The 24,620-nt window shown below is 50.8% G+C and carries 29 protein-coding genes; 26 read left to right on the top strand and 3 right to left on the bottom strand.

Annotation, left to right across the window (positions count from 1 at the left end; genetic code table 11):
• Positions 1-804 precede the first annotated feature (804 nt).
• From OK409_RS18840 to OK409_RS18785, 12 genes are all read left to right on the top strand, one after another.
• Complete coding sequence (locus tag OK409_RS18840; RefSeq protein WP_140034366.1) at positions 805-1,698, top strand: integrase domain-containing protein; 894 nt, start codon at positions 805-807, stop codon at positions 1,696-1,698.
• 314 nt (positions 1,699-2,012) lie between these two features.
• A complete protein-coding gene (locus OK409_RS18835; protein WP_140034308.1) occupies positions 2,013-2,270 on the top strand; it encodes a hypothetical protein in 258 nt (85 codons plus the stop codon).
• 78 nt (positions 2,271-2,348) lie between these two features.
• Complete coding sequence (locus OK409_RS18830; RefSeq protein ID WP_140034309.1) at positions 2,349-2,696, top strand: hypothetical protein; 348 nt, start codon at positions 2,349-2,351, stop codon at positions 2,694-2,696.
• 93 nt (positions 2,697-2,789) lie between these two features.
• The gene (locus OK409_RS18825; protein ID WP_140034310.1) at positions 2,790-3,131 is read left to right on the top strand and encodes a hypothetical protein; all 342 of its coding nucleotides are present in this window, start codon (positions 2,790-2,792) and stop codon (positions 3,129-3,131) included.
• A 13-nt stretch (positions 3,132-3,144) separates the two neighbouring features.
• On the top strand, positions 3,145-3,489 hold the full coding sequence (locus tag OK409_RS18820) for a hypothetical protein (protein ID WP_140034311.1): 345 nt from the start codon (positions 3,145-3,147) through the stop codon (positions 3,487-3,489).
• 68 nt (positions 3,490-3,557) lie between these two features.
• Positions 3,558-4,166: a hypothetical protein gene (locus OK409_RS18815; protein ID WP_140034312.1), complete on the top strand. Its 609-nt coding sequence runs from the start codon at positions 3,558-3,560 to the stop codon at positions 4,164-4,166.
• Positions 4,167-4,247: 81 nt separating this feature from the next.
• Positions 4,248-4,859 carry a hypothetical protein gene (locus tag OK409_RS18810; RefSeq protein ID WP_140034313.1) on the top strand — a complete coding sequence of 204 codons (612 nt, stop codon included), beginning with the start codon at positions 4,248-4,250 and terminating at the stop codon, positions 4,857-4,859.
• A gap of 69 nt (positions 4,860-4,928) precedes the next feature.
• Entirely contained in the window at positions 4,929-5,525 is a 597-nt protein-coding gene (locus OK409_RS18805) for a hypothetical protein (RefSeq protein WP_140034314.1), read from the top strand.
• Positions 5,526-5,599: 74 nt separating this feature from the next.
• On the top strand, positions 5,600-6,586 hold the full coding sequence (locus OK409_RS18800; protein ID WP_140034315.1) for an ArdC family protein: 987 nt from the start codon (positions 5,600-5,602) through the stop codon (positions 6,584-6,586).
• 101 nt (positions 6,587-6,687) lie between these two features.
• Positions 6,688-7,623 (top strand): DUF1281 domain-containing protein, encoded by a 936-nt coding sequence (locus tag OK409_RS18795; protein WP_140034316.1) that lies wholly within the window; start codon positions 6,688-6,690, stop codon positions 7,621-7,623.
• Between the two features lie 162 nt (positions 7,624-7,785).
• Positions 7,786-9,201, top strand: coding sequence for a UvrD-helicase domain-containing protein (locus OK409_RS18790; RefSeq protein WP_140034317.1), 1,416 nt, complete (start codon positions 7,786-7,788; stop codon positions 9,199-9,201).
• A gap of 51 nt (positions 9,202-9,252) precedes the next feature.
• Positions 9,253-11,025 carry a helicase/relaxase domain-containing protein gene (locus tag OK409_RS18785; RefSeq protein WP_264367308.1) on the top strand — a complete coding sequence of 591 codons (1,773 nt, stop codon included), beginning with the start codon at positions 9,253-9,255 and terminating at the stop codon, positions 11,023-11,025.
• Between the two features lie 32 nt (positions 11,026-11,057).
• On the opposite strand, the gene OK409_RS18780 is transcribed toward OK409_RS18785, so the two are convergent.
• From OK409_RS18780 to OK409_RS18770, 3 genes are read right to left on the bottom strand one after another with little or no spacing between them, the layout of a single operon-like run.
• On the bottom strand, positions 11,058-11,444 hold the full coding sequence (locus tag OK409_RS18780) for an acyl-CoA thioesterase (protein ID WP_140034319.1): 387 nt from the start codon (positions 11,442-11,444) through the stop codon (positions 11,058-11,060).
• Positions 11,444-11,914: a hypothetical protein gene (locus OK409_RS18775; RefSeq protein ID WP_115388365.1), complete on the bottom strand. Its 471-nt coding sequence runs from the start codon at positions 11,912-11,914 to the stop codon at positions 11,444-11,446. Before OK409_RS18775 ends, OK409_RS18780 begins: the two co-directional genes overlap by 1 nt.
• Positions 11,896-12,471, bottom strand: coding sequence for a hypothetical protein (locus tag OK409_RS18770; RefSeq protein WP_263055015.1), 576 nt, complete (start codon positions 12,469-12,471; stop codon positions 11,896-11,898). The genes OK409_RS18775 and OK409_RS18770 overlap by 19 nt, the downstream gene beginning before the upstream one ends.
• Before the next feature lie 266 nt (positions 12,472-12,737).
• Between OK409_RS18770 and OK409_RS18765 the strand changes: the two genes are divergently transcribed.
• The 14 genes from OK409_RS18765 to OK409_RS18700 all read left to right on the top strand — a co-directional run bounded on the left by OK409_RS18765 (position 12,738) and on the right by OK409_RS18700 (position 24,614).
• A complete protein-coding gene (locus OK409_RS18765) occupies positions 12,738-12,980 on the top strand; it encodes a hypothetical protein (RefSeq protein WP_140034321.1) in 243 nt (80 codons plus the stop codon).
• Positions 12,981-13,028: 48 nt separating this feature from the next.
• Positions 13,029-14,408, top strand: a complete 1,380-nt coding sequence (gene dnaB-PI / locus OK409_RS18760) for an SPI-7-type island replicative DNA helicase (protein WP_140034322.1) — start codon at positions 13,029-13,031, stop codon at positions 14,406-14,408.
• A complete protein-coding gene (locus OK409_RS18755) occupies positions 14,405-15,982 on the top strand; it encodes a ParB family protein (RefSeq protein ID WP_140034323.1) in 1,578 nt (525 codons plus the stop codon). The genes dnaB-PI and OK409_RS18755 overlap by 4 nt, the downstream gene beginning before the upstream one ends.
• Positions 15,972-16,553, top strand: a complete 582-nt coding sequence (locus OK409_RS18750; protein ID WP_140034324.1) for a DUF2857 domain-containing protein — start codon at positions 15,972-15,974, stop codon at positions 16,551-16,553. Before OK409_RS18755 ends, OK409_RS18750 begins: the two co-directional genes overlap by 11 nt.
• Positions 16,554-16,623: 70 nt before the next feature.
• Positions 16,624-16,872, top strand: a complete 249-nt coding sequence (locus tag OK409_RS18745) for a hypothetical protein (protein WP_140034325.1) — start codon at positions 16,624-16,626, stop codon at positions 16,870-16,872.
• Between the two features lie 83 nt (positions 16,873-16,955).
• Positions 16,956-18,131, top strand: coding sequence for an STY4528 family pathogenicity island replication protein (locus OK409_RS18740; protein ID WP_140034326.1), 1,176 nt, complete (start codon positions 16,956-16,958; stop codon positions 18,129-18,131).
• A gap of 275 nt (positions 18,132-18,406) precedes the next feature.
• Complete coding sequence (locus OK409_RS18735) at positions 18,407-19,120, top strand: PFL_4669 family integrating conjugative element protein (RefSeq protein WP_140034327.1); 714 nt, start codon at positions 18,407-18,409, stop codon at positions 19,118-19,120.
• The gene (locus OK409_RS18730) at positions 19,113-19,676 is read left to right on the top strand and encodes a hypothetical protein (protein ID WP_263121622.1); all 564 of its coding nucleotides are present in this window, start codon (positions 19,113-19,115) and stop codon (positions 19,674-19,676) included. The genes OK409_RS18735 and OK409_RS18730 overlap by 8 nt, the downstream gene beginning before the upstream one ends.
• 15 nt (positions 19,677-19,691) lie before the next feature.
• On the top strand, positions 19,692-21,734 hold the full coding sequence (locus tag OK409_RS18725; protein WP_140034329.1) for a DNA topoisomerase III: 2,043 nt from the start codon (positions 19,692-19,694) through the stop codon (positions 21,732-21,734).
• A 325-nt stretch (positions 21,735-22,059) separates the two neighbouring features.
• Complete coding sequence (locus OK409_RS18720) at positions 22,060-22,548, top strand: STY4534 family ICE replication protein (protein WP_110412182.1); 489 nt, start codon at positions 22,060-22,062, stop codon at positions 22,546-22,548.
• Between the two features lie 103 nt (positions 22,549-22,651).
• Positions 22,652-22,894, top strand: coding sequence for a DUF4160 domain-containing protein (locus tag OK409_RS18715; RefSeq protein WP_064703431.1), 243 nt, complete (start codon positions 22,652-22,654; stop codon positions 22,892-22,894).
• A complete protein-coding gene (locus OK409_RS18710; protein WP_064703432.1) occupies positions 22,878-23,126 on the top strand; it encodes a DUF2442 domain-containing protein in 249 nt (82 codons plus the stop codon). The genes OK409_RS18715 and OK409_RS18710 overlap by 17 nt, the downstream gene beginning before the upstream one ends.
• A 127-nt stretch (positions 23,127-23,253) precedes the next feature.
• Entirely contained in the window at positions 23,254-23,874 is a 621-nt protein-coding gene (locus OK409_RS18705) for a PilL N-terminal domain-containing protein (RefSeq protein ID WP_140034330.1), read from the top strand.
• A complete protein-coding gene (locus OK409_RS18700) occupies positions 23,871-24,614 on the top strand; it encodes a DUF2275 domain-containing protein (protein ID WP_140034331.1) in 744 nt (247 codons plus the stop codon). Before OK409_RS18705 ends, OK409_RS18700 begins: the two co-directional genes overlap by 4 nt.
• Positions 24,615-24,620 lie beyond the last annotated feature (6 nt).

Here is a 24,620-nt window from a genome sequence, read left to right as displayed (position 1 = left end):
AGGATCGCCTTCGGGTAGCTACAAGAAACACTCCCGCAGCCTGAAAGGGAGAACGCAAAAGCGTGGTAAATCTGCTCACCTTTGGAAGCGGATATCGTCTTTAACAGCGCATCTATGTCGCAGACGATGAAGGTTTATATACACATCTCAGCCACGGCTTTTACATACGCCAGGCATCTCACGAACGGCATAGCTTATGCTGCTTCGCACACTTCCGTTATGAAGCTTTTCAGGTGTACGGCCTGAGCTGCATCCGACTTTTGCTATGACGCATAAGCCCATTTGGAACATTTGGGCGCTTGCGGAAGACGCATTAGGAGCATGAAGCTGCGCGGCGTCACTTTGGTTCGAGTGAAACGAGAACAAAGTGACGCGCGCAGCGCATAACGTCCAAACCCACGTACAGTGCGGTTTTCAACGGGCCGGTACAATCTGACGTGCACGTAGTACGTGTTTTCAGAACAACTCTGGCTATTTATTAACCACAACGCGGCACTGACGAACGAAACGTCAGGGGCGTTTAACTAGAAGGAGAATGATCGACTCGGTATCGATGGCGACATCAGGAAACTGATGTACGGAGGCAGACTGACTCACGTCAGCACGGCGCAAGCCGCAAACAGGTCAGAGACCTGGGGAAGCCTCGCAAGAACTCAACATTTCGCCGCCCCGATGCACAGATACCAGTTGAGCCGCAGGAAGCGCAAAGGCAACCACGCCGTCGGGGAAGAGATGTAAGCGCACAGAGTTACAGAACGGTCAGCACAGGCGTGCTGAATGTTCTGGATTCTGGCAGAGGTGAATATGTCCAATAAATTAAGTAAACAACTCGTGACGCTGGCACGCCAGGGCGGAGGAAGTTTTAAAACTGTTTCAGATCGTTCTAAGATTGCCAGCCGCTTTTCGGAGCGACTAGCAACCCTTAATATTCAGATTCGGGACGTAAGCCATGTTAAAACAAAGCATATCGAGAATTATATAAGAAGCCGACAGGAAGAGAATATATCTTCCCGAACGCTGCAGAATGAAATGGCTGCTATTCGGTCTGTGCTTTCACAGGGAGGCAGAAATATCCTTGCTAATCCCTCGCATGAAAAGTTAAGCAATGAGGCGCTGAATATTTCAGGGGCGAGCAGGGAAGGGAAGAAAATTGCAATTACTGATGAAAGACTGGCCGAAATCGTGGCTGCTGTCTCGCTCAAAGATGAAGGAGTGGCGATCGGTGTTCAGCTTGCAAGATATATAGGTCTTCGTGCAGAAGAAGTTGTCCAGTCAGCAAAATCCCTGAAAACCTGGAAGCAAACTTTAGCTGCCGGTGAAAATAAAATAAGCGTTGTTTTTGGATCAAAAGGTGGGCGGGCACGGGACGTCACAATATTTGAGCGTGAGAAAGTCATGCACTTATTGAATCAAGCCATTTCTTATGCAAATGAAAATAATGGAAGACTGATTAATAAACCTACCCTTCATCAGTCGCTCGACCGTTTTCATAATGTTCTAAGAGAAAATGGTATGACCGGCGTTAATGCCCCGCACAGCCTGCGATATGCTTATGCTCGTGACGCTGTTAATTTTCATGTTGAAAATGGAATGAGTCGTAAGGAGGCTGAGGCGCTTGTTTCAATGGATCTTGGGCATGGCGACGGGCGGGGTGCATATGTTGCCCGCGTATATAATCGAATGATCAATGATGAATAATATTTTCTTGAACAATAAGTACAATAAACGTTATTATTAAACTGTTTCGCACGTTGTCTTCGGACAACCACCAATGGTCTCGTAGCTTGAGATGACCGCCTTCGGGTAGCTACAAACGAACACTTCCAAAGCCTGCAAGGAAGTACACGTAAAGTGTGGTACATCTGCTCACCTCTGGAAGCAGATATCGTCAGTTTTCGCTCCTAATGCGTGACGATCGAGGTTTCTTAACTATCCGGCTTCGGCCTTTGTCCTTCGGGGAAACATTCCCGATCGGGCTAATGTTTCTCCATTTATCGTGAGAAACTATACCTATGATGAATCTATCAACAACTCTGTCCGATATGCTGAGATTAGCTGAATTCGAGAGCGAATTGCTCACTGCATTAGCTTATAAAAAACTCGGCATAGATGATCCTAATCATGAAGTGCATATCGATAGTGAAATCGCTATTTTCACCTTCGAGTACGGAATTGATATAGGACATTTTCTTGCCCCGGCCTGTGCAGATTTGGTGTGCTCAATACAAACTCTCGCACAGGAAATAAACGGGGTACATGTAGTTTCTTAACTATCCGGCTTCGGCCTTACGTCCTTCGGGAAAACATTCCCGAGCGGGCTCATGTTTCTCCCGTTTTCAGGAGAAATCATGTCACTTATCCGTTCGTTTCTTACTGAGCTCAGCAAACCGTTTGATTTGGCCCGTTCTGCCACAACTCGCGTTGTTTCAGACTGTCCCCGACTCAAAGCTGCTATCAGAAGAACGCCCTGGCTTGCCTCACCCTCCGGTCTGCATGAATACCGCTCCCACGTCTGGTTTGACGATCGTCGTTACCACGCCATTGTTATGGCCCGTAAGATGATCGACGGACAGCCGTCGGAAGCATTTGTGCACAGCCGTCACGGTGAGTTTCATACGTTCAGAGCGGCCCGTAAAACGGCGCAAATGGCAACGTCAGCACTGGCGACACTTACCGTCTTAACGGGTCAGGACTGATTACTTTCTTAACCATCCATCCGCTCAGCGGACCCCCTCGGGAAACATCTTTCCCGACAGGGCAGGTGTTTCCCGTTTTACAGGAGAAACACCATGATTACCCTTTTATTACCAACCTCCCTTTCCATAAAAGGCATCTTTTCAGCAGCCTTCGCTACAGCTTTATCCCTGAGGGATCGCGTTGCGGCCGGCAAAAGAAAAGAAGAGTGGATAACGAACCGGACTGGCTCACTCAGCTTTAAGGTTCAGGTTCATCAGTTACCTTCAGGAAAATGGACGGCCGGCATACTTACTCGTTCCGGCACGTTTTACGGTAATCACCGGTTTGGTTCTTTGAAAAAGCCGGATGAGGTATTCCGCTCTTACCGTCAGGCTCGCCGTTTTGCACTGAAGCTGGCGAATCAGATGGCAAACCTGCGTTATGCATATCAGTAAAGGGACGTGGAATATGACTATTTCAACAAACCTGGCAGATATGCTGCAGTTAGCTAAATACGAGTGCGACATGCTTACGGCATTAGCCTATCAGCGATTTGGTCTGGACGATCTTGACGAGCAGGTGCACCTATACGGTGAGCTGCCCTTCACGATAGCTGTTCAGATCAACGTCATATACAACCTTGAGTTCGGTATGGTTCAGGATCGTTTTCTCAGTTCTGGCTGTGCTGATTTGGTTGACTCCATCCGTGCCATGAGCATCAGGCTTGACCGCTCTTTGCATGAACGGATTTCCTTAAATGGACGTTCTGAAGGCTTGGGCGATCTGGCAATTGGCCGATTAGAATCTTTCTAATCTGACTTAACCCTGTGGGGATTTATTCCCCATCAGGGGGATAAATCCCCTTTTTTTGAGGATTTATCATGACACCAATCTCCGTACCGCCCCAACACGTTACCTATACCGTGAAGCAGAGCGGATGGATATCCCCTAGCCAGTGGCACAGTTTTACCCTGGCGGTCACTGAAGCATTCTGGCTGTTACCGGTACATCTCCGTCCGTGCTCGCCAACTGACGGTACACGTCTGGAACGTGCATCTTTGATGTTTACTCACCCTGATGCTTTTGAATTCGTTGGAAAAGACGAAGGGAATTACATATCTCAAAGCGTGATGTTTACCCGGGATACGAGCCCTGATTTGCGTATTGAAACGGAAGGTCAGCCCATCGACTTTTTCACGCGGATTGCGCTGCTAATGCTGTATCACCATTGCTCAGGCTGCTTTGAGATAACGTCATCAGCCGGCGGCGTCAGCTGGGCGCTTCCTGTTCGCTGGGCAATACGACACCAACTGATTGATGGCAGTGATGCTCCTCAGTCTTTCAGCATGGAAGGTTTCATTACCGGCGCAGCTGATGAACTGCTTATCAGAAGCGTTTCCGGAGGTGAACGTCCGTTTACGACGGCTGACTGGGGACTGGTTTCAGAACTTGAGTTCACACTCGAAGAACAGAAAACCCGCAAACGCTGATCCGGCAATCGATTTAACTTAACCCAACGGGGATTTACCTCCCTGTGGGCGGTAAATCCCCGTTTTTAATGGAGATTCACCATGACACATATACCAACCGAGCATCTGGTCCTTCCAGGCGTCTACCAGTTTGAGCAGGGAGCGTCCATAAATGATGAACAGTGGTTCAGATTTACCGACGCAGTTAAAGAAGCATTCTGGCTTCTTCCCGCTCAGCTCCGGCCTTATAAACAGCTGGGTTTTGACATGAACCGCGCGTCAGAACTTTTTGATGACGAGGGTTCAGTCACGTTTAACCACAAGGACGGTGAAGGCTACTGCCTCAATCCGTTTTACCTCAGGCAGACGCTTTCGGATAATTTTCGGCCGTACCGCAAAGTGGAGAGCCAGCGATGCAAACAGGATTTATTCGTGCGCATCGTGCTGGTTCTTCTGCATAACCTATGCCCGGACAGCTATCACATAACCAGTTCCTGTCCACAAAACTGGCTTTTCGCGCAGCGATGGCTGGCATGGAATATGGATATGTTCACCAAAGCACCTGAAAAAATACCGGCATCGTTTGTTATACCTGGCGCAATTGAACACCTGCTGCTGGTAAAAACCTCCGGTCCCGGTAAGCAGGTCACCACTGAAGAGTGGGAAGCTATATCAGGCATTGAGTTCTGGCTTGCTCAGCAGCACAACGACTGACCTATACCTATCCTTCCGGTGTTTGCTCTCCGTAAGGAGACAGATCCCGCTATTACAGCAGGTGATCCAATGTTTACTTTCAACAGCGACGCGCTCGCGCAGCTGTTTCATGAAACCTACCATCAGGCTATGTCAGTCAGGCTTGTTATCTGTTCGCAGGAAGGTTTGTTCCTGGAATTCAGGAACGGATTACCAGGTCAGCTTTTCTACCGCAAAGAGCGCATTTATGCCCTGGAATACAGCGGAGGGAGTGCCGACCCGGGCGTGCAGGTCGAACTGAATTTTGGTCAGATCTCTGAGACGTACGCTCTCACTGTAGATGACCCTACCTTTTTCAGTCCCATAACGCCTGCAGACAAGGTGGTTGTTCTGTCTGTCCGTTCAACCTATCAGCTGAAGCGTAAAACCATCAGCTGGCTCAGTCAGCATAAACTCGGGCTGTTCCGTGAACGGATGGACCTGATGAGGACTGCGGATTTTTGTGACTGCAGTTGCGACGAAGAGCGGGCCCGGTGGTTCGGTTCGGCAGCTTCAATGCTTGAAGAAGCAATGTTTACTGACAGTAAGCGGCATGACCACCACGATTTTTATCATTCCAGGCGGCAACTCCGGTCGCGACTAAACAGCATAACCGCCGACGGAAAGATCATTTCTCCGGTGCGTTAAAAACTTACCCTGACGGGCGTATTTCTCGCCCATCAGGGGAGGGATACGCCCTTTTTTTACTGAAGGAGTATCCCGTGAAGAAACCAGTCAAAGCGCGTCGCGCCAAGAAAACAGAAACCGTCGATCTTTATCAGAAGGTAACGGATCGCATCGTGCAGGCACTTGAGAAAGGCGTCGCGCCATGGAAAAAACCGTGGCGCACGACACAGAAGTACGCCGCAGCAGGCCCGCTGCCGGTCAATGCATCGACGGGGCGCGCCTACAGCGGTGTTAACGTTCTGCTTCTCTGGCTTGAGGCCGAAGAGAAGGGGTACAAAACGGATCGCTGGGTGACGTACAAACAGGCTCAGGACATGGGCGGCCAGGTTCGCAAGGGTGAAACCTGCGCGCAGGCCGTTATCTTCAAGCCTTTTGAAAAACAGGCTGAAGACCTCAGTGGAAACCTGCGTTTCGACGCCGAAGGTAATCCGCTGATGGAGTCGCGGGTGATGATAAAGCCCAACTTCCTGTTTAACGTCGATCAGTGTGACGGGTTACCCGAATCTGCTGTTGATATACCGCATGCCTCTCCTGATGAAGATGAGCAGGGCGGGCTTCACTGGCCGACCGAACAGCGAATAATGGAACTGATCGATGCCGCAGGCGTGGCTATCAGCATTCGTTTACAGGATCGCGCCTACTACAGCCCTGGCACAGACAGAATTGTGATGCCGGAGGCGAAGCAATTTTTTACCGAGGCCGATTACTGGTCCACGCTGCTGCATGAGATGGTGCATGCATCAGGCCATGAGAAACGACTCAACCGCGAAGGCATAACCAAATCATCCAGAAAGTTTGGCGATCCGGTTTATGCATTTGAGGAGCTGATAGCTGAAATGGGCAGCGCGTTTCTCTGCGCCCAGCTTGGCGTTTATGGTGAGGTCCAGCATGAAAGCTATATCGACTCCTGGCTGAAGGCGCTTAAAGAGGACAAAAAAGCCCTTTTTCGTGCCTGCCGGCACGCGAGAGAAGCGTCAGATTTTTTACTGCAGTCAACTGAAAAAGCGGCCCAGGCTGCTTAATTAAACAAACCGGTAGCGCTCACTTCGCGCGCTGCCATCCCGTGAGGGCATTATTCCTCACGGGATGATGCCCTCTTTTTTTACCTGAGAGGAAATCAACCATGTCTGACTGGTGCAGAAATCATTTTGAAATTACCGGTAAATCTCCGCTTCTGGCCGTTGCGGAGGAATGGATAAAAGGCGAAACAGAGCCTCTTTACCGTCATGCCGTTATGCAGAGCATAAAAATTTTCCTTGCTGGCTATAGCGGCCTGCTCCGCCCCGTTAAAACGGCATCTTTTTCACCCTTCCCGGAGCTTATAAAATTTGGGGTCGGGCAGAATACGCTGGCTAATCAGGCATATGAACAGTGGCTGGAATATCTGAAAAAAGACGTACCCCTGGACGGTCATCATATCCGGTCGATAAATCGTGTTTATCATCAGTCGGGTATTGGCGCCATAAAGTGGGAAAGCATTCCAGAGTTGTCGCGCAGACATATTGGCAGGCTTATGGAAGATCGGTATGCCGACTGGTTTGGTGTAGCGTCCCTTTCGCGAGACATTGACTTTGCGTTGTGCTGGGAAAAACTCGGGCAGTTTCCCGAACGATCTCAGCCCTGCGATCTGCTGCAGATTATTCCCAGCCGGCTTGCGGCTGAGATAAACGGGAGCGGTGGATTGTTGGCCGGTATGTCTACGGCAACCAGTCTTTACTGTCGGCTGTACGGAATGGAATGGCCCGCCGGCCATAACGTCCGCTTTCAGCGTGAAGGGATAAACAGCATAAAGCTGTCCTTCGACTCACCCTGGTTTCCGCCGTCTGGTGAATCAGTGGCCGCACTATCGGCAATGTTCGATTGCGAGGTTCGTCACTGGTACAGCGAGCCCGCCCATGAACTTGAAGGTTTCGATTGTTACGATCGGGGGCAACACGTCAGCAGTGGCGAAGTCACTATCGACGAGCTGGCCGCGGAAGTAGAAGAGGTAGTCGTTCCTGATAATGTGGATGAACCTGAAGCCGTGAACAGCGCGCAGTCATCGTTCGCCGCTTTATAACGCTGCCTGAACCATAACGCCTCCTCGGAGGCGTTTTTATTGTCTGGTATTTGGAAAAAAGCTGAAGAAGAAAATATTAAATTTCAACATTCAGTTTATGGTCGTTTATCCCCCTCAAAACCGGCAGCCTTGTGACACCCAATTGTCAGAGGTTGCCGAGCTATGTCTTTTAATCAGACTCCCGAGCAGGAAAGAATCATTACGTGGACGGGAAACAAGCTTGTTGTGGGTGCTTTTGCCGGAACCGGAAAAACATCAACGCTTGAAGCGTTCGCAAGAGCGAACCCAGAGCGGCGAATGCTGTATCTGGCATATAATCGTGCCATCCGGGATGAGGCTGAACGCCGTTTTCCTTTCAATGTTGAATGCAAAACGTCGCATCAGCTTGCCTGGTCCCAGTTCGGTCGTTTCTTTCAGCATCGACTTACTACGTCTCTTCGCATAACCGACGTTGCAAAGCTGTTGAACTCACGATACTGGCCTCTTGCAAAAGCATGCCTCACTTCGCTGAATAACTTCCTCTACAGTGCTGATTTAGCTCCGAGTCTTGCTCATTTGCCTGATGAAAACGATCGTAGCGGCCTTGATGCTGGCAAAATTTTGGGTGCCGTACAGGTTTTATGGCGAGAAATGAGCTGCTCTGACTCCCGCTTTCCCGTTACACACGATACCTATCTGAAACTATTCCAGCTTTCAACTCCAGATCTTAGTTTGAAATGGGATCTCATCCTTTTTGATGAGGCTCAGGATGCTAATCCTGTGACCAGTCATTTTGTGCTTAATCAGAGATGTAGCGTCATTCTGGTCGGTGACCAGTATCAACAGATTTACCGTTTCAGGGGGGCTGAAAATGCTCTTAATGCAAATGAGCTGGCAGACGCAGATCGACTCTGGCTAACAAACAGCTTTAGGTTCGGACCGGCTGTAGCAGAAGTGGCAAATGCATTATTGAGAGAGGCAGGAGAAAAACGGAAAGTCACTGGCTGCGGTGGTGAAGACAGTATTGCTGATACGCTTCCGGAGAATGCAGAACATCACTGTGTGATCAGCAGAACGATAGCCGGCGTTATTTGGGCAGCGCTTACGGCAAGCCTTGCAGGAAAAAGAGTCTTATGGATAGGCGGTATCGAAGGATATAGGGTCGAGGATCTGGAGGATTTATATTGGTTCTCAGTTGATATGCCTGAGCGAATGCAAAAGTCGCTGCTTACCAAAGATTACAGGGATTTTGAGGAGTACAAAGCGATAGCAAAAGCTACAAAAGATGCAGATATGGGGCAGGCTATAAAGCTGCTGGAAATGTACTTTCCACTTCCGCAGAAACTCGTAATTTTGAAGCGACAGATAGCACATAACGAAAGCGACGCGGATTTAACAGTAGTAACGGCTCATCGCAGTAAGGGCCTGGAATGGGATACGGTCGTTCTTAACGACGATTTTAATGACATCAATAATCCGCTGATAAGCGCAGAAGATAGAAGAGATGAGCTGAACTTGCTCTACGTTGCAGCGACACGGGCCAGAAAAATGCTGATTCTCAATGAAATAGTCAGGCAAGTCGTCAAACAAACGCCATAAATCCCTCTGTATAGCTCTTACGAACCAACACCAACTTCTCAGGATTTCAGTATGTTAAACAAGCTGAAAAATTTATTTTCAGGTAAGGATGCAGCTGAAGACAGTTCAGCAAAAAAATCTCCTTCAGGATACTTTACACCTTCCACAGGCGCTGAGCTGCTGGCTTTGCCACACAGAAAAAAGCTTTTAAAACAGCTCTGGGATAACACTTCGCTTCCTGAAAATGTGTATGAAAGACTTTATCTGGAACCCCTCAGAACGCTCGCGCAAACTACCCAGAATGTCCCAGCCACTTCAACTGGAGAATGGAGCTCAGAAGGCGGATATCTTGATTTGACGATCAAGTTTACAGCCTACAGCGTCAGATTAGCGAAGGGGTATATGTTTCCACCCGGAGCTGCTCCTGAGGAGCAGGCGGCGCAAAATTCTTTATGGAATGCTGTGATTTTTTGGGCGGCGTTATTCCATCATCTGCCATTACTGGCTCACTACGAAGGCGAGCTTTTGGATGGTAGTTCCTGGCCTCCCGGGGTTAAAGCACCAGACAGTATTTTCAGGTTCCGGAATATTGCTAAAGATGCCGGCAATGCCAGTGGACAGCCATTAGCAACATTTATCGCCGCCCGACTTTTGCCGCAAGACGGAGTTTTATGGCTTTCTTCCAAACCTGCTGCTTTTAAGGCTATGACTCTTCTGATGCATCAGGGAGTAAGTGGAATACCTTTAATTGAGGAGATCATTGCAAAGGCAAGGGAACTGGTGGGCTCACCTGAACTGCATGCTCCAGGTGTTTTAAACCACACACTGGCGACAGCAGAAAGTCATCCTTCTACTAAGGAGACATCGCCGATTCCAGGCTTAGAAGATACGCTAAGTCTGACAGCTTCAGGAGCGAGTCTGGAACCTGCAATTGATGAAAGCATTGCGAAGAGCCACGAACTCGGCTCGACATCTTCAGGGGAGGATCTATCTGCTAATCCAGAACTTGCAGATAATCTGGACGCTTTGCTCTCATCAGCTTTACCACATTCTGAAACTGACCTAAATCTGGTCCCAGATAAACTGCAACAAGGCATAGAAAATACAGAGCCAGAGCAAAAGGTGTCGGAGGACACTGCTCAGGTTCAGGAGGACGACACCGCTCTTTTACTTAGCATGTTTGCTGTTGATAAAGACAAGGATGACAAAGGATTAGACACAGACCACCATGCTGAAATGCCTATTCACGCATCCGCTTTTTCGGAAAATTCGCAGGAGTCAAAACTGGAGCCAGTACCTCTCGTAAAGGAGGCATACCTAGCCGTTGATCCTACAGTAAAAAGCAATAATTTAGACTTGGAAGATACTGTTACCCAGGGGGAAGAACTGGAAATTTGCGTTAAGGAAAAATTAAATGATGAAAATCTTATATCAGTCATTGAAGAACCAAAAAATAATATAACTGACATTAATGATTTAGGTCCCCAGTTTATTTCATGGCTATCAGAGGGGATTGAAAGGGGAGACCTGAGTATTAATGAGAATGAAAGCTTAGTGCATACAGTAAGTGGATTCTTATTCGTATCGTTACCTGACACCATATTCAAATTTATCAATTCTAACTCTCTTGAAGTAGATAAAAGGAAAGTACAATCAGCAATAGAGAAAATGAATATTTTACATTCTAAAAATGACAATCGTTTTTTTAGGGCTCGTATATATGAAGAGGTTGAATTTCAGGGGAAGTTTAAGAAAAATAGCGGTTATATGTTGAAGTCTTCAAAGGTATTAGGGAAGAGTGAATTTACCAGCGGGGATGGAAAATATATATTTATAGATGTTTAGTTAATAGGGAATCCGAAAGGATTCCCTTAATATCAATTAGCGAGAGCGTTTTTTACGACATCAGGGACAGACGGGCGCCCTTTAACAAGGCAGGTTGCTACAAATACAGCCTCTGCATACACTGAACCATTTACTAATATCTGCTGAACGAAATTGATACGGTTCTTTTTTTCATTTTCCGCAACGGAGCATGTGACCTGCATTTCATCAGCTTTTTGCAGGCTTTTCTTGAATTTCATCGTGTACTCAAGAATCATGTGAATTCTACCTTCAGTGAATTCCTGCTCCAGATCCAGACCAAGCTCATCTTTCATAAACGCATGGCGCGTCCATTCCATATAGAATGGATAGTAAAGTCCGTCAACAACACCTTGAAAATCAACATGTTTTTCGTCAACAGTAAAATCTTTAGTAAACATTATAAATCCTTAAAATAATTCAGAAGCGCAAAGCGCATTGGGAGCATCAAATTTTCGAACTCCTTTTGCGATGTGTCTTCTCCAGTGCAGACATTGAGGGCCATACTTACATTGTCCTCAATGCCGTAAATAAAGCTTATGCCATGATAAATATTATGCTCGCGACGCTGTTTGTCGATAATGTTATCTTTGTCAATCTTAAGGGCTTCATCCCATATAACTGTGCTAACATCACCCTTCCGAATCTTGGTTAATTCGATACCTATTTTTATCAGAAGACTGTCTTTGTATTTACCTTCATAATAAAACTTGTTATCCCAGTCTGCGTAACCATTGCTCTGATGAGCACAGATCAGATTATTCTCTACAAGTAAGGTAGATACGTATGTGGTTCGCTCAAATTTATCTAAAAAATTAATTACCTCGTTACTACAACGATGGAAGTTAATTTTTATTTCTTTTGAATCCACTTTATTCTCCGACACTCTATTACGTTCTCTTTTTTTACATTTATAATTTCTTTGCCTTGAATCTGAATTGTATCTTCATCCAAAACTAAGATAACCCCTATCTTTATGCCATCAACATGCCTGATGTAACACAACTTACCATTATTAGGGTCGATATTTATCTCATTAGATACAATGCAGAACTCTCCGAAATTTACATACGGCTCACCATAGACGCCGCCAATTTGTATCAGCTCAACATCAGCCAGCTGCCGGCTTGCAAGAATAAAAAGAGTGTCTTCGTCTAGCGTGGTGTATTCAGCAAACTGAGGAGGAAATCCTTCGCCAGTTAAGATCCATTCCGTTTCAACATGAAGCCCATGCTTGTTGAAAAATTCAACAATCACATTGAGTGCCTGGATTTTTTTGACAGGAAAAGCACTGCCGGCTTCCCAGCGTGTGTAAGAAGTGTAAGACAGGTCCAGTTTTTTTTCATGAACATAGGCAACTAACTCTTGAGGAGAAGTGCCGGTTGCAGCTCTACAGCATTTAAGCCGCTTCCCAATCGTATCTAACATGCACACACCATGAGGCTAATTAATTTTATGATTTTAAAGGAAATTTATAAGCATTAAAGGTAAATAAAAAACAATCGAACGCAAAATAATTGCGTTTTTTTCATTAGTAATGTTAATATGTAAACTCTAAAGTTATTTAGTGTTTAACATTATCATAATATTGCTCTTTCTTAACACAAACCTGTTTGAGCGAGGGTTAGCGCGGTTTACATGGCAGCGCATTAAAATTTCAGGGGCTCAGTTCGTTTTCATATGGAATTTTATTTATGGCTAATTCCACAACAAAACTTAACAAGGAGTCAGTAGCTATGCCCTCGCTCGAAAACGATAAAAAATTAGCCCCTCTGGTTTACATAGGTCCCGCAAGACGAGTCAAAACCGAGCAGGCTGCTATGTCAGTCGGCTCCGCGTTCGGAAGAGTTATGACGTCATCAAAGCTCGTACAAGGCCTGATCGACCGTTATTTAGATACTTACGTGAATGAAATAACGGCCCGCAAAACTAAATAATCTGATTGTTTACTTCTTTATATCTACTTGACGGTAGAGGGGAATTTCATGCCTGAAAAAGCTACTGATATACCTTTTTCGACTGAGGCGGAACAGTGCGTGCTTGGTGCGCTGATGCTGGAAAATGATCGATGGGATGACGTCAATCTACTGCTGAAGAAGGAAGATTTTTTCATTTCCGGGCATCGCGCCATTTATATGGCTATGTCTACATTGTCTGCCGCGTCCCAGCCTTTTGATCTGATCACGCTTAGCGAGAAGCTGGAACGCAGTAATGATCTTGAGCGCTGTGGCGGTTTCGCTTATCTGGCGGAACTCTCTAAAAATACCCCTTCAGCTGCCAACATTATGGGCTATGCCGCCGTCATGGTGGAGAAAAGTCGTTTACGGGAGCTGCTTGTGGTTGGCAATGCCATTCTTGCCGACGTGCATCACCATCGCCTTAGCGCGCCGGAGGTTGCTGAGCATGCTGAAAATGCCCTTTTCAAACTAAGTGAGCAGGGCGTTTTTCAGAATGCAAAAGAGCTCGAAGTAACGGAAGCGCTGGACTTACTGCTTAGCAAACTTGAATCAGCTACAGGATCAGACAATTTTATAACCGGCACTCCAACAGGTATGGCAGCGCTGGATTACATGTCCTGCGGACTTCAGCCAGGGGATCTGATTTTGCTGGCCGCCAGGCCATCAATGGGTAAAACCTCTATGGCGCTGAGCTGGTGCATTGGCGCATTGCTGGGACGACCGAAACAAAGTGTTTTCATTTTCAGTATTGAAATGCCTACCGAACAGCTGATGATGCGGCTGCTTTCCATGCGTAGCAAGGTAGAGCTTAGTCGTCTGCGCAGCGGTGATCTTGGTGACACTGAATGGAATCTCATTAGTAAAGGGGCTCACGAACTGGCCGAATGGCGCAATCGACTTATCATCGATGATAACAGCGCCCAAACCCCGGCAACGCTTCGTACCCGTGCGCGCCGTTATATCCGTAAGTACGGGCAGCCTTCACTCATCATGGTCGATTATCTGCAGCTGGTACGTTGTCCTGGCATGGAGAACCGCACGCAGGAAATCGCCGAGATTTCACGTTCTCTTAAGGCATTGGGCAAAGAACTCGGCTGCCCGGTGCTTGCGCTCTCCCAGCTTAATCGTCAGGTAGAACAACGCGCTGATAAACGCCCTAATAATGGCGATCTTCGTGATTCCGGCGCGCTTGAGCAGGATGCTGACCTGATTAGCTTTATCTACAGAGATGAGGTTTATAACGCCGACACTAACTGTGCAGGGCAGGCAGAGATCATCATCAGTAAACAGCGCCAGGGGCCAACCGGAACCCTGAAAGTGCAGTTTGATGGAAAATATACGCTGTTTTCTGAGTACCCTGAAGGCAGTTATGACCTCGGATACGATGACAGGAAGCAGTCCCGATGAAAAAAATCCTGCCTGAAGGTTCAATTGCTGGAGTAGAAAGCACGCTTACGCGGGTGTTTACGCTTGATCAGTTACGTCCTAATCCTGACGATCCGCGCAAAACGCGTAATCCTCGCTTCGATTATATAAAAGAGTCAATCAGGGCTCGCGGACTTGCCTCCGTGCCGATTGTTACTCGTGACCCACGCCTTCCCGATGGGATATGGACGTTCAGTGACGGGGGTAACACCCGGTATGCAATTCTTAAAGAGCTTTGGGAAGAAACGGGTGAAAGCCGGTTCAATGAGATTTTATGCGCCATTAAACCCTGGCCTGGCAGATTAAATTGCCTGGTTGGTCATCTGGCCGAAAATGAAGGGCGCGGGTCACTGACGTTTATCGATAAAGCGTTTGGCGTGCAGAATGTCCGAAAAATTCACGAGGAAACGGTTGGTCGAAAGGCAACCTTACGTGAGCTGTCAGCTATTCTGGCGAAGGAAGGTCTGCCCGTTCACTATTCCACAATAAGTCGGATGGAAGACACTCTAAAGCATCTTTTTCCCTGGATGCCGACCCTGCTGACATCCGGTTTTAAACGAGAAAGTATCAACCAGCTTCTGTCGCTCAGGCAAAGTGCCGAAAAAGTATGGGACAACTGCTGCCTTAATAAAGGCATTGAGCCTGTTAAAACCTTCGCAGAGGTGTACGGCGGGTGTTGCCAAAAATTCGACGATCCTGAAAGCTGGTCTCAGGACATGTTCCTTGACGAGCTTATTGGTGATCTGACTGATGCGCTGCCTGATGATGAAATGGACTATGACCGTTGGCTGCTGGAACTTCGAGACGCCAGAAAACCAATGTTGCACGCTGGGGATCTTGAGCAGGAGGTCTTGCATCAACCTCAAGCGTCAGTCGTGCCAATTGTTGGGGCCAATGATGAGGCAGTTGCTCATATGGCAGAAACAGAGATTGAACCAATCGCTGCTGATATACCGCGAAATAACGAACTCCACATTACAGAAGAGAAGACTCCCTCTAAAACCTCTGATTTGCTTGATGATATTCAAAGCGAGTCATCTCCGGTTGTACATGCAGAAGTCGCTTCATCAGCGTTTGAAACACATACTGCAACTGATGGACAATCACCTCAGTCTGCTGACTTCACTGCAAACAACCAATCAGATGTTTCTTTCTGGCAAATAAATGCCCTTCAGGACGATATCGAACATCTGCAAAGCATGGCCTATCGACTGTGCTGGGATATCAGCGAAGCGTTAGGCTGTGCTGAAGGTTTCGAGCCGGCGAGCGAAGACGAAAACGCCCCAGGTTATCGTATGGCATCTGCAGAAACTTCACATCCGGCTGCACTACTTCTGGCTTCGCTCACTGGCACCGGTGCTGACACCGTGAATATGGAGCTCGTTGTAAATCTGCTGATCGGTACATCTGAATCTCATCCTCCTTTACTCAATGACGATATGACCCTGACGTTATTTCGCCTGGTCAGGGTGCTTCGTCGCCTCCGCGAACTGCAGCGACAGGCCGCTGCTCCGACTTATGCCTTAACAACTGAAGGGTTGCACAATGAACACTAATTTATCCCGCGCTGCTAACGGTTTTCTGCTCGATCTCGTTATGGAGCTTAAAAATGGTTTCATTCGTCGCTGTGACAAAATGGGGTTGACTGGGGAGGAAATCGCCGCACTCAAGGATATGACGATCGAGGATATTCACTACATCTGTAACAGTGAGGTTTCTGTGCTGTCGTTCCAGATAAACCATGAAAACCTCAGCCGGCTGCTGAATCAGGCGCGGACAGAGCAGACACGGCTTAAAAGGCTCGATCGTGCCCTGGCCTTGGGTGGCTCAATTGCGCTGCTGTCCCACTTCTTTGGCCTACCAAGCAGCGAAGTTGCTACCCGCCGCCGCATTGCCGGCATAAAAGTTCGTGCCGGTCGTGGAACGGTCATATCTGACGATGAGAGCGCCCGGCTCTGGTCGATTTGGGATAATAGCGGCAAGACGGTCTCCTGCGACACGGAAGAAGGTCTTGAAATCATGTTGCTTGCGGCTGAGGAAATGAACATTCCGCTTACCGCCGTCTGGAATACGATCCGTAAATGGGAAAGTGAAAAGCTGACCGCTGCGAGTCGAAGAATGGCATAAGAGCCTGCCCGCGGCTTGAGACAGAGCGGGCATGAACATTCACTGTAATAAGTAAGCTAAGGGACTCATCGTGAAGCTAAATGAAATTATCCCGGGTCTGAAAGCGCCGGCTACGGCTCCATCTGCCATTTGCAACAAGGCCGCCAGAGCGGTACGCGGTTTTTATAAGGGGGAGCGTAACTTTAAGCGGCTCCATGAAAATCAGACTGGTTATTACAAAATAGATATTGGCCCCTTCTGGCGCTTACTCAGCAGAGATGAAGGCCAGACCTGGATAATGATGAATCATGAAAGATACAACACTGCGATTCGTAACTGAACGCGAGAGAGACTGCTTAGCGGTACGCTTCCAGGCGTAGCGCTAAGTGTTTTTTATAGCCACGATCCGCATAAGGGAGAGTAATGAAGCTTCCGGATGACAGCCTGATTAGCCACGCTGTCAAAAAAATGAATGACCGCCTGCAGGCGCGTGAGTCGGGAGAGCAAAACAACTTTGCGCGCGGCGGGCTGCTGTTTATGGGTAACGTGCATGATGCACTTCCCCGACGATTGTTGCTGGATACCCGGTTATCTCCTCTCGATAAAATGGCCTGGATAATTATTCGCCTGCACGCCCAGCATAACGATGGCGCGGTATTTCCTTCTTATGATGATCTGCAGCTTCAGCTGGCAACGCCGGGCAAAGGTAAAGCCTCCAGAGAAACCATCAGCCGGGTATTGCTTATGCTGCGCATTACCGGCTGGCTGAGCCTGTGTAAGCGTGTTCGAGATGATAAAGGACGAATAAGGGGAAATATTTATGCGCAGCATGACGAACCTCTGGCATTTGCAGATGCCGAGTTACTTGATCCTCGCTGGCTTCAGACGGTAGCGGAGGCGTGCTTTAGCAGCAATAAGACAATAAGCCAGACGGCAAAAACCATTATCAACGATGTTTGCCTTGATCCCGCCATGCGTCATCACCGAAGTCACCTGGCGGTTATAGAAGGGCGGCTGGGGGCAGCGCAAAACCCCTCTGACATGAAAAATCGTATGCAGCTAATGCATCCCGGTTCGGAATCCGAACCCGGTGACAAAGGCTATAAAATATTACCGGATTCGGATTCCGAACCCGGTGAAAAAGCCCCTGGAAACAACAGAGTTCGGGAACCGAACAGTTACGTACGTATTGTTAATAACAATACTAAAAATACATACGTACAGCAGGCATCTGCTCTGCCGGAGAAATTTGCCAGCCTGCTCAGTGAGCAAGACCGTAAAATGCTGAGCGCACAGCTTCAGGCGCTTCAGCCAGAACAGGCACAGCTGGTTTTGCAAAACCTCGCCAGGGCCATGAAAGAAGGCACTCTGCAAAATCCGGTGGGATGGATGCTGACCGTGCTCAAGAAAGCGCGAAAGGGCGAGCTTTACCAGCCGCAGAGGGAATCCATCGCTAAACCTGTACCCGCCCGGCCTGAGTACCGGCCAGTCCAGTCCGAACGGCCTTTGCGCCGGCAGGTCACTAATGACGCCCGCGTGCGGGACATCATTCAGCGTGTGCGATCTCACATTCATTCTGACCGCTCTGACAATGACTAAGTCAGCTTCCGGATGAGAGTGTGAGGCGCTCAGTGTTGCACGCTGCAGCAAAGTACAAAAAGTAAGCAGTGTTGCAGTCTGCAACAAAGTACGAAAAGTGAGCAGTGTTGCAGCCTGCAACAAAGTACGAAACGTAAGCAGCACTCCGCTGCGCGACACCTTTTTCTGCGGAAATTTTCTGTTTCCAAATACTGATTTTGAATTGTTCATTCGCTCCTCAGGAATGAGGATGCCCCTTCAGCATAATCGATGCCTTTGCCTAACAGGAGACAGCTATGGCCGAACAAACCCCCCCTCAGGCCGCACCACGCCGCTCGGGAGCCCTGCAGTCATCACTTTCCATCGACCTGCATTCACACTACGCCATTCGCCTGTGGGAAGGCCGGCGCCGGGATGAAATACCGAATCAGGGTAAAAAAAGACCAGAAATTATCGGTATGCCGCAGGCTATCTCGCGTGCAGGGTTGGCCGGGCGTGATTCTGCCGCCGGCAACCCTTATGCCGATCAGGTTCTCGTACGTCTTGAGGATGCGCTGAAAGCCGCTACCGACCGGGTACATGAAACCATTGAAAAGGTTGAACGCGTCCTTTCGGCTATCCCGGCAGGTATCAATCTGTCTGACGTCTCATCCGTTGAGCCCCTGAATCTGGATGTCTTCAGCCGATCGCCTCTTGGCTACCGCTGCGTGTGGCTTCTGGTGCACTTTGACCAGCTAGCCCTCAAGGTTTTCCAGGCATTCCATTACGGTCTGATTTCGCTGTCGGAACGTGATCAGTACCTTAACGTTGGTGGTCACGCCGTGCGTCAGGTCTATGGCGTCATTCAGGGATACAAAACCGTGCCGGTGACCTATGACGATATCCGCAATAACACCGCCCGGAGCATCGCCGCTGCTGAAAAGCTTGGCAAAATTGATCCGGCCATCCTTTCCGGTGAAAAGCGATCCTCTTTTTCCCCGCTTCTGACAACCCCTGCTGAGAATGTCTGACATGAAAAAAATACTAATTACCGGCGCCGTCTGCGCACTTCTTACCGGCTGTGCCGGCACCGACCTGGCCGCCATAAACAAGAACATCAGCGATACCGCTTTCAGCGTCAGTAAAACCCTACGTGGCGGTGGCGAAGATCCAGGCAATGGCATGCCTGTAATGACAAAAGCGTCAACTGGGGTAACCGAAAGTGTCAACCGCGAATTCAGCCTGCCGGTTGACATCGATACCGCAGCCGCCCGTCTCAAGCGACACTACGGCTATGTCACCCCTGATGAGATCGCCCATATTCGCAATAAAGACCGTAACAGCCGCTGGGCCGCTGCCGCGATAGAAGACAGCCATCCGGTCTGGGAAGCTGTACAGGGCAGTTCTTACCGAATGGGCAGTGATGTAGGTGACAACGATCATATGGAGATTGAGCTGGAAAAAAACGGGGCCGGCACGCGCGCTTATGTCACATACCGGTCGCCGTCGGCATCGCACCTGACCGGCAACGCATTTGAAAAGCTGATGACGGAAGTTAAGCAAGTCGCATCAGGCAAGGTCCGTTAATCCGGGAGGTCAGCTGTGCAGCTTTATCTTTGTGAAAAACCGTCACAGGCAAAGGATATCGCCAGAGTGCTGGGCGTCAGCCAGCGCGGGCAGGGATATATCTCAGGCGAGAACGTCACCGTCACCTGGGCGGTGGGGCATCTGCTGGAAACTGCCACGCCCGAGGCTTACGGTGAACAGTTCGGGCGGCCATGGCGGGCAAACGTGCTGCCGGTGATCCCCGAAACCTGGCAGATGGTGGTTAAGAAAGAAACGGCAGATCAGTTTGCCGTGATTAAAAAGCTGCTGAAAAAAGCCCGCGAGGTAGTGATCGCCACCGACGCAGATCGCGAAGGCGAAGTGATTGCCCGGGAACTGATGACGTACTGCGGCTACCGTGGCGCTATTCGCCGCCTGTGGCTGTCTGCGCTGGACGAGGGCAGCATTCGGCAGGCGCTACAGAACATGCTGCCCGGCGAGAAAACCGAAAAACTCTATCAGGCGGGCGTCGGCCGTTCGCAGGCCGACTGGCTTATCGGGATGAATCTGACGCGCCTGTACACCCTGAAGGCCGGCGAGGTCGGCCATGCGGAGATGTTTTCTGTGGGGCGGGTACAGACGCCGACACTCGCTATAGTGGTTAACCGCGACAATGAGATCGCGAACTTCACCCCCAAACCCTGGTGGCAGGTCAGGGCACAGCTGGAAAAAGACGGCGTGACTTTTCACGCCGAGTGGGTCGGCGCAGAACAATACTGCGACGAGGAAAAGCGCTGCATCAATCAGCCGATTGCCAATGCCGTTCTGCAGCTCTGCCAGAAAACCGGATCGGCTATCGTTCTGACCGCGGAGAAGAAGCGGGAAAAAACGCCCGCCCCGCTGTGCTTCGATCTCGGCACGCTTCAGCAGGTGTGCTCCCGAAAGTGGGGTATGGGGGCCAGCCAGGTACTGACCATCGCACAGGCGCTTTATGAAACCCACAAGGCGACAACCTATCCGCGTACCGACTGCGGCTACCTGCCGCTGTCCATGCGGGACGAGGTGGCGGACGTTCTCCGGGCTGTTCTGGCATCCGACCCTTCGGTCGGTCCGGCGCTGTCGGGCCTGGACAAAAGCTTTATGTCCCGGGTATGGAACGATAAAAAAATCACCGCTCACCATGCGATCATTCCCACGCGCCAGGCATTTGACCTGGCGCGCCTCAGCTCAGACGAGCTGAAGGTTTATCAGCTTATTCGTCAGCACTATCTGGCGCAGTTTATGCCGCTGCAGGAATCTGACGTCACCGGCGCGACGTTTAACCTGGGAAACCAGCTGTTCCGGACGCGCGGACGCGTTACCGTGGTGCCCGGCTGGAAAACGCTGTTCAGCGGCCTGCAGGACGACGACGAGGCGGAAGGCGAAGAGGACGCACCGGCCAGCCTGCCGCCGCTCGACAAAGGCGATGTATGCCGCGTGAAGGGCGGGACTGTAAAAGACAACGTGACGAAAGCGCCCGCGCCCATGACCGAGGGCACGCTGATTGCGGCCATGAAAAACGCGGCCAGCCTGGTCAGCGATCCCCAGCTCAAAAAGGTGCTGCGGGAAAACGCCGGGCTGGGTACGGAGGCCACGCGCAGCGGCGTGCTGGAAACGCTTTTCAAGCGTCGATACCTGGAGAAAAAAGGGAAACACATTCACTCCACTCAGATGGCCCGCGAGCTGATCGCCGCGCTACCGGAGACGCTGACCAGCCCCGGCATGACAGCTCTCTGGGAGCAGGCGCTGGACGATATCGCGCAGGGGAAATCGGGTCTGCACGGCTTTATGCAAAAACAGGCGCAGTGGACGCGTCACCTGATTGAAAAGGGGCGCGCGCAGCCGTTTCACGTCACAGTGCCGGTCGGTCCAGACTGTCCACTCTGCGGCAAGGCGATGCGTCAGCGAACGGGTAAAGAGGGCACGTTCTGGGGCTGCGTTCAGTACCCGGAATGCAAGGGGATCGTTGGTGAGGCCAACCGCAAAACAAAACGCCGGGCCGCCGGGAAGCGCAGGAGCAGCGGGCCAAAAGCCCCGGGCGTTTTACAGGTGGACGGTTGACATTGCGAACGCGCGGCCTAAAAATAAAAGGGCTTATCCGTCGTCTCTGACGACCACCAATGATTCATCAGCCTGAGAGAATCGCCTTCGGGTGGCTGAACAGAAAGCTCCTGTAGCCTGAAAGAGAGCGCACACTGTGTGGTACATCTGCGCACCTTTGGAAGCAGATATCGTCAACATATGGCACCTACTGCCTGACGATCAGGGTTTATTCAACTAACCAGACAGTCAGACTCACCTGAATCTGACTCCCCGACGGGAAGACTTCTCCCGTCCGGGCCGAAGTTTTCTCCGTCGATTTTTTTTGACCCCCGGAGATAACATCATGTCTGTAAACAACGCGCAGTCCGCCACCACCACTTCCGCCGCCAGCCGCAACGATTACTTTAACCTGACCATAAAAGGCCTGGGTTACCTGAGTAACGTCCGGCAGGTTAACGCGCAGTCCGGCACCTTCATCAGCTGCGTGATCAACGCGCTGTCCGGCCCGAGTGACAGTCCTTCCTACGTTCGTTTTGACGTAACGGTTGCTGGCAAAGAAGCCAGTAGCCTGATTAACCGCTGCCAGAAGGCGGTTGATGAGGACAAGAAGGTGCTGATCGGGTTTTCTCTGAGCAACCCGTCAACCGACATTTTTCAGCTGAAAAACGGTGAGCACGCCGGCGAAAGCCGCGTCAGCCTGAAGGCCCGACTGATCAAGGTAGACTGGATTAAAATCGGTCAGGACATGGTCTACAAACCGGAACGCAGCGATGCGCCGCCGGCACAGAGTGGCTCAGAGCAGGCACCGTCCTACGCTGACAATTCGTTCTGATTTTACCCTCCCAAATCTGCCCTTTCACGGGCAGTTTTACGGCGTTTGCAGGGTTTTGACTGCCGCTGTAATCTCCACCATAATTCCCTAAAGGTTACTGACGATGCCTGTCATACTTCGGCTGAACGGTTTTCGGTTCTTTTTCTACTCCAACGAAGGCAATCCGCGTGAACCCGCGCATATCCACGTTTCCAAATCTGGCGCTGAAGCTAAGTTCTGGCTTGAACCCGTGGTGGCGCTGGCAAGAAATGACGGATTTGACTCACGGACCCTTAAAGAGCTGTTTGTACTGGTGAAGCTACACAAAACGACACTACTGGAGGCCTGGAATGACTATTTCAGCTAGAGACGTCCGGTTCGATGACTCCACCATGTGGGTTGAACTCACGGACGATCGCACGCTTGGCGTACCGCTGTCCTGGTTTCCGCGGCTGCTTGACGCCACGCCCGAGCAGCGCAACGACTACGAACTATCTCCCCGTGGCATACACTGGGACGCCCTTGACGAAGACATCTCCGTTGAGGGGCTGATACAGGGGCGCGGTGACATCACGCACCCTCCTCATCAGGTCGCCTGACGCGCCCTGCCTGAACGCTGACCCCGGTCGGCGTTTTTTTTTGGATCCGGAAAAAGAGTTGTTCGTGGAAGCCCGCTGAAGAGTTCCGCACAGTGATGCCTGTTCTGTCACCTACAGGAATCTTCAGATGAAACTACACGCCCTCGCCGCCGTTCTGCCCTTGGTGCTGCTGACGGGATGCGCCACGCCGCCCCAGAAGCTGCAGGAGCGGGCGCCCGTCCAGCCGACACCGTCGGTCAGCGTCTCCCGCAACGTCCAGACTCCGGCCGACGATCCCTACGGGCGCGCGCCGGAGGTGGTGCGCTACGACCGTTACCTTCTGGTCAGCACCGACCCGCAGGCAGCCCAGCAGGATCCGCTTTCCCAGATTATCGACATCCGCATTCCCCCGTCCGTACAGCCCACGGTCGCCGACGCCATGCGCTATGCCCTGAAGCAGTCCGGTTACTCGCTCTGTCAGACCGGCCCGGCCAACGGCGTGCTATACCGGCAGCCGCTGCCGGCGGTGCAGTTTCAGCTCGGCCCGATGCGTCTGCGCACCGCGCTACAGGTAATGGCCGGCGCGGCCTGGCAGCTTGAGGTGGACGACGTGCAGCGCGTGGTGTGCCACAGCCTTCGCGCCGGTTATCAGCTTCCGGCCACCCAGCTGTCGCCGCGCACCGCCACACTGCCTGAGGCGTCCGGCAACACCATTTCCCCGCCGGTGATTCAGGGCCAGCCCGTACGCGGAGGGTTTCTGACAAAATGAGCAATCCCGCCCTTGATGAAGACGATTTCGCCGGTGAAGTGCAGCAGAAGCCACGCAAAGGCGCGGCGATTCTGCGCCGACTGCCGCTTTATGGCGGCCTCGCGGTGGCGCTGGCCGTGGCCGGCCTGACGTTTGTTTCCCTTAAAAGCGTGAGCGCGCTCGATCAGCGTCTCGCCCACGTCGAAAAACAGCAAAACGTGGTGTATTCGCAGGCGCTGACCCAGTCCGATCTTACGCCCCTGCAGGACAGCCTGAAGGCGTACGGTGGAGATCTGAAACGGCAGCAGCAGCAGATCGCCGCCCTGCAGGCCGCGCTGAAGCAGGACCGGAGCGGCCCGGCGCTTGTCGCCCTGCAGCAGGCCGTCGGCGATCTCAGCGCCGCCCGGCAGAGCATGCTGGCGCAGCTGTCCGGGCTCGACGCGCAGCTGAACGCGCTCCAGGACAAGACGAAAGAGACGCCTCACGCCAATACCCCGCCCGCCGTAAAAAAGCAGGCACCCGCTAAGCCACATCGTGCCGCCCATAAAGTGGCACGCCGGGCGCCGTTTGTGTTGACCGGCGTGGAAAAGCGGGGCACCACGTCCTTTGCCGCTGTAGCCCCGCAGGGCTTCAGCGACCTGTCGCAGATCCGCCTTATCGGCGAAGGCCAGTCCGTGCAGGGCTGGACGCTAATCGGCGCCGGATACGGACAGGCGCAGTTTCGGGTAAACGGGCACGCAACCACCGTTAACGTTCACTAACGGAGT

Source organism: Pantoea sp. RG18, assembly GCF_025910075.1.
GTDB lineage: Bacteria > Pseudomonadota > Gammaproteobacteria > Enterobacterales > Enterobacteriaceae > Pantoea > Pantoea agglomerans.
Note: the sequence above shows the minus strand (reverse complement) of the source record. Positions and strands in the feature narration are given on the sequence as shown.

Excerpts from the sequence above, each read along its gene's own strand:
- OK409_RS18840 (WP_140034366.1), top strand. The coding sequence starts at position 805 with ATGTCCAATAAATTAAGTAAACAACTCGTGACGCTGGCACGCCAGGGC.
- OK409_RS18835 (WP_140034308.1), top strand. The coding sequence starts at position 2,013 with ATGATGAATCTATCAACAACTCTGTCCGATATGCTGAGATTAGCTGAA.
- OK409_RS18830 (WP_140034309.1), top strand. The coding sequence starts at position 2,349 with ATGTCACTTATCCGTTCGTTTCTTACTGAGCTCAGCAAACCGTTTGAT.
- OK409_RS18825 (WP_140034310.1), top strand. The coding sequence starts at position 2,790 with ATGATTACCCTTTTATTACCAACCTCCCTTTCCATAAAAGGCATCTTT.
- OK409_RS18820 (WP_140034311.1), top strand. The coding sequence starts at position 3,145 with ATGACTATTTCAACAAACCTGGCAGATATGCTGCAGTTAGCTAAATAC.
- OK409_RS18815 (WP_140034312.1), top strand. The coding sequence starts at position 3,558 with ATGACACCAATCTCCGTACCGCCCCAACACGTTACCTATACCGTGAAG.
- OK409_RS18810 (WP_140034313.1), top strand. The coding sequence starts at position 4,248 with ATGACACATATACCAACCGAGCATCTGGTCCTTCCAGGCGTCTACCAG.
- OK409_RS18805 (WP_140034314.1), top strand. The coding sequence starts at position 4,929 with ATGTTTACTTTCAACAGCGACGCGCTCGCGCAGCTGTTTCATGAAACC.
- OK409_RS18795 (WP_140034316.1), top strand. The coding sequence starts at position 6,688 with ATGTCTGACTGGTGCAGAAATCATTTTGAAATTACCGGTAAATCTCCG.
- OK409_RS18790 (WP_140034317.1), top strand. The coding sequence starts at position 7,786 with ATGTCTTTTAATCAGACTCCCGAGCAGGAAAGAATCATTACGTGGACG.
- OK409_RS18785 (WP_264367308.1), top strand. The coding sequence starts at position 9,253 with ATGTTAAACAAGCTGAAAAATTTATTTTCAGGTAAGGATGCAGCTGAA.
- OK409_RS18780 (WP_140034319.1), bottom strand. The coding sequence starts at position 11,444 with ATGTTTACTAAAGATTTTACTGTTGACGAAAAACATGTTGATTTTCAA.
- OK409_RS18770 (WP_263055015.1), bottom strand. The coding sequence starts at position 12,471 with ATGTTAGATACGATTGGGAAGCGGCTTAAATGCTGTAGAGCTGCAACC.
- OK409_RS18765 (WP_140034321.1), top strand. The coding sequence starts at position 12,738 with ATGGCTAATTCCACAACAAAACTTAACAAGGAGTCAGTAGCTATGCCC.
- dnaB-PI (WP_140034322.1), top strand. The coding sequence starts at position 13,029 with ATGCCTGAAAAAGCTACTGATATACCTTTTTCGACTGAGGCGGAACAG.
- OK409_RS18755 (WP_140034323.1), top strand. The coding sequence starts at position 14,405 with ATGAAAAAAATCCTGCCTGAAGGTTCAATTGCTGGAGTAGAAAGCACG.
- OK409_RS18750 (WP_140034324.1), top strand. The coding sequence starts at position 15,972 with ATGAACACTAATTTATCCCGCGCTGCTAACGGTTTTCTGCTCGATCTC.
- OK409_RS18740 (WP_140034326.1), top strand. The coding sequence starts at position 16,956 with ATGAAGCTTCCGGATGACAGCCTGATTAGCCACGCTGTCAAAAAAATG.
- OK409_RS18735 (WP_140034327.1), top strand. The coding sequence starts at position 18,407 with ATGGCCGAACAAACCCCCCCTCAGGCCGCACCACGCCGCTCGGGAGCC.
- OK409_RS18730 (WP_263121622.1), top strand. The coding sequence starts at position 19,113 with ATGTCTGACATGAAAAAAATACTAATTACCGGCGCCGTCTGCGCACTT.
- OK409_RS18720 (WP_110412182.1), top strand. The coding sequence starts at position 22,060 with ATGTCTGTAAACAACGCGCAGTCCGCCACCACCACTTCCGCCGCCAGC.
- OK409_RS18715 (WP_064703431.1), top strand. The coding sequence starts at position 22,652 with ATGCCTGTCATACTTCGGCTGAACGGTTTTCGGTTCTTTTTCTACTCC.
- OK409_RS18710 (WP_064703432.1), top strand. The coding sequence starts at position 22,878 with ATGACTATTTCAGCTAGAGACGTCCGGTTCGATGACTCCACCATGTGG.
- OK409_RS18705 (WP_140034330.1), top strand. The coding sequence starts at position 23,254 with ATGAAACTACACGCCCTCGCCGCCGTTCTGCCCTTGGTGCTGCTGACG.
- OK409_RS18700 (WP_140034331.1), top strand. The coding sequence starts at position 23,871 with ATGAGCAATCCCGCCCTTGATGAAGACGATTTCGCCGGTGAAGTGCAG.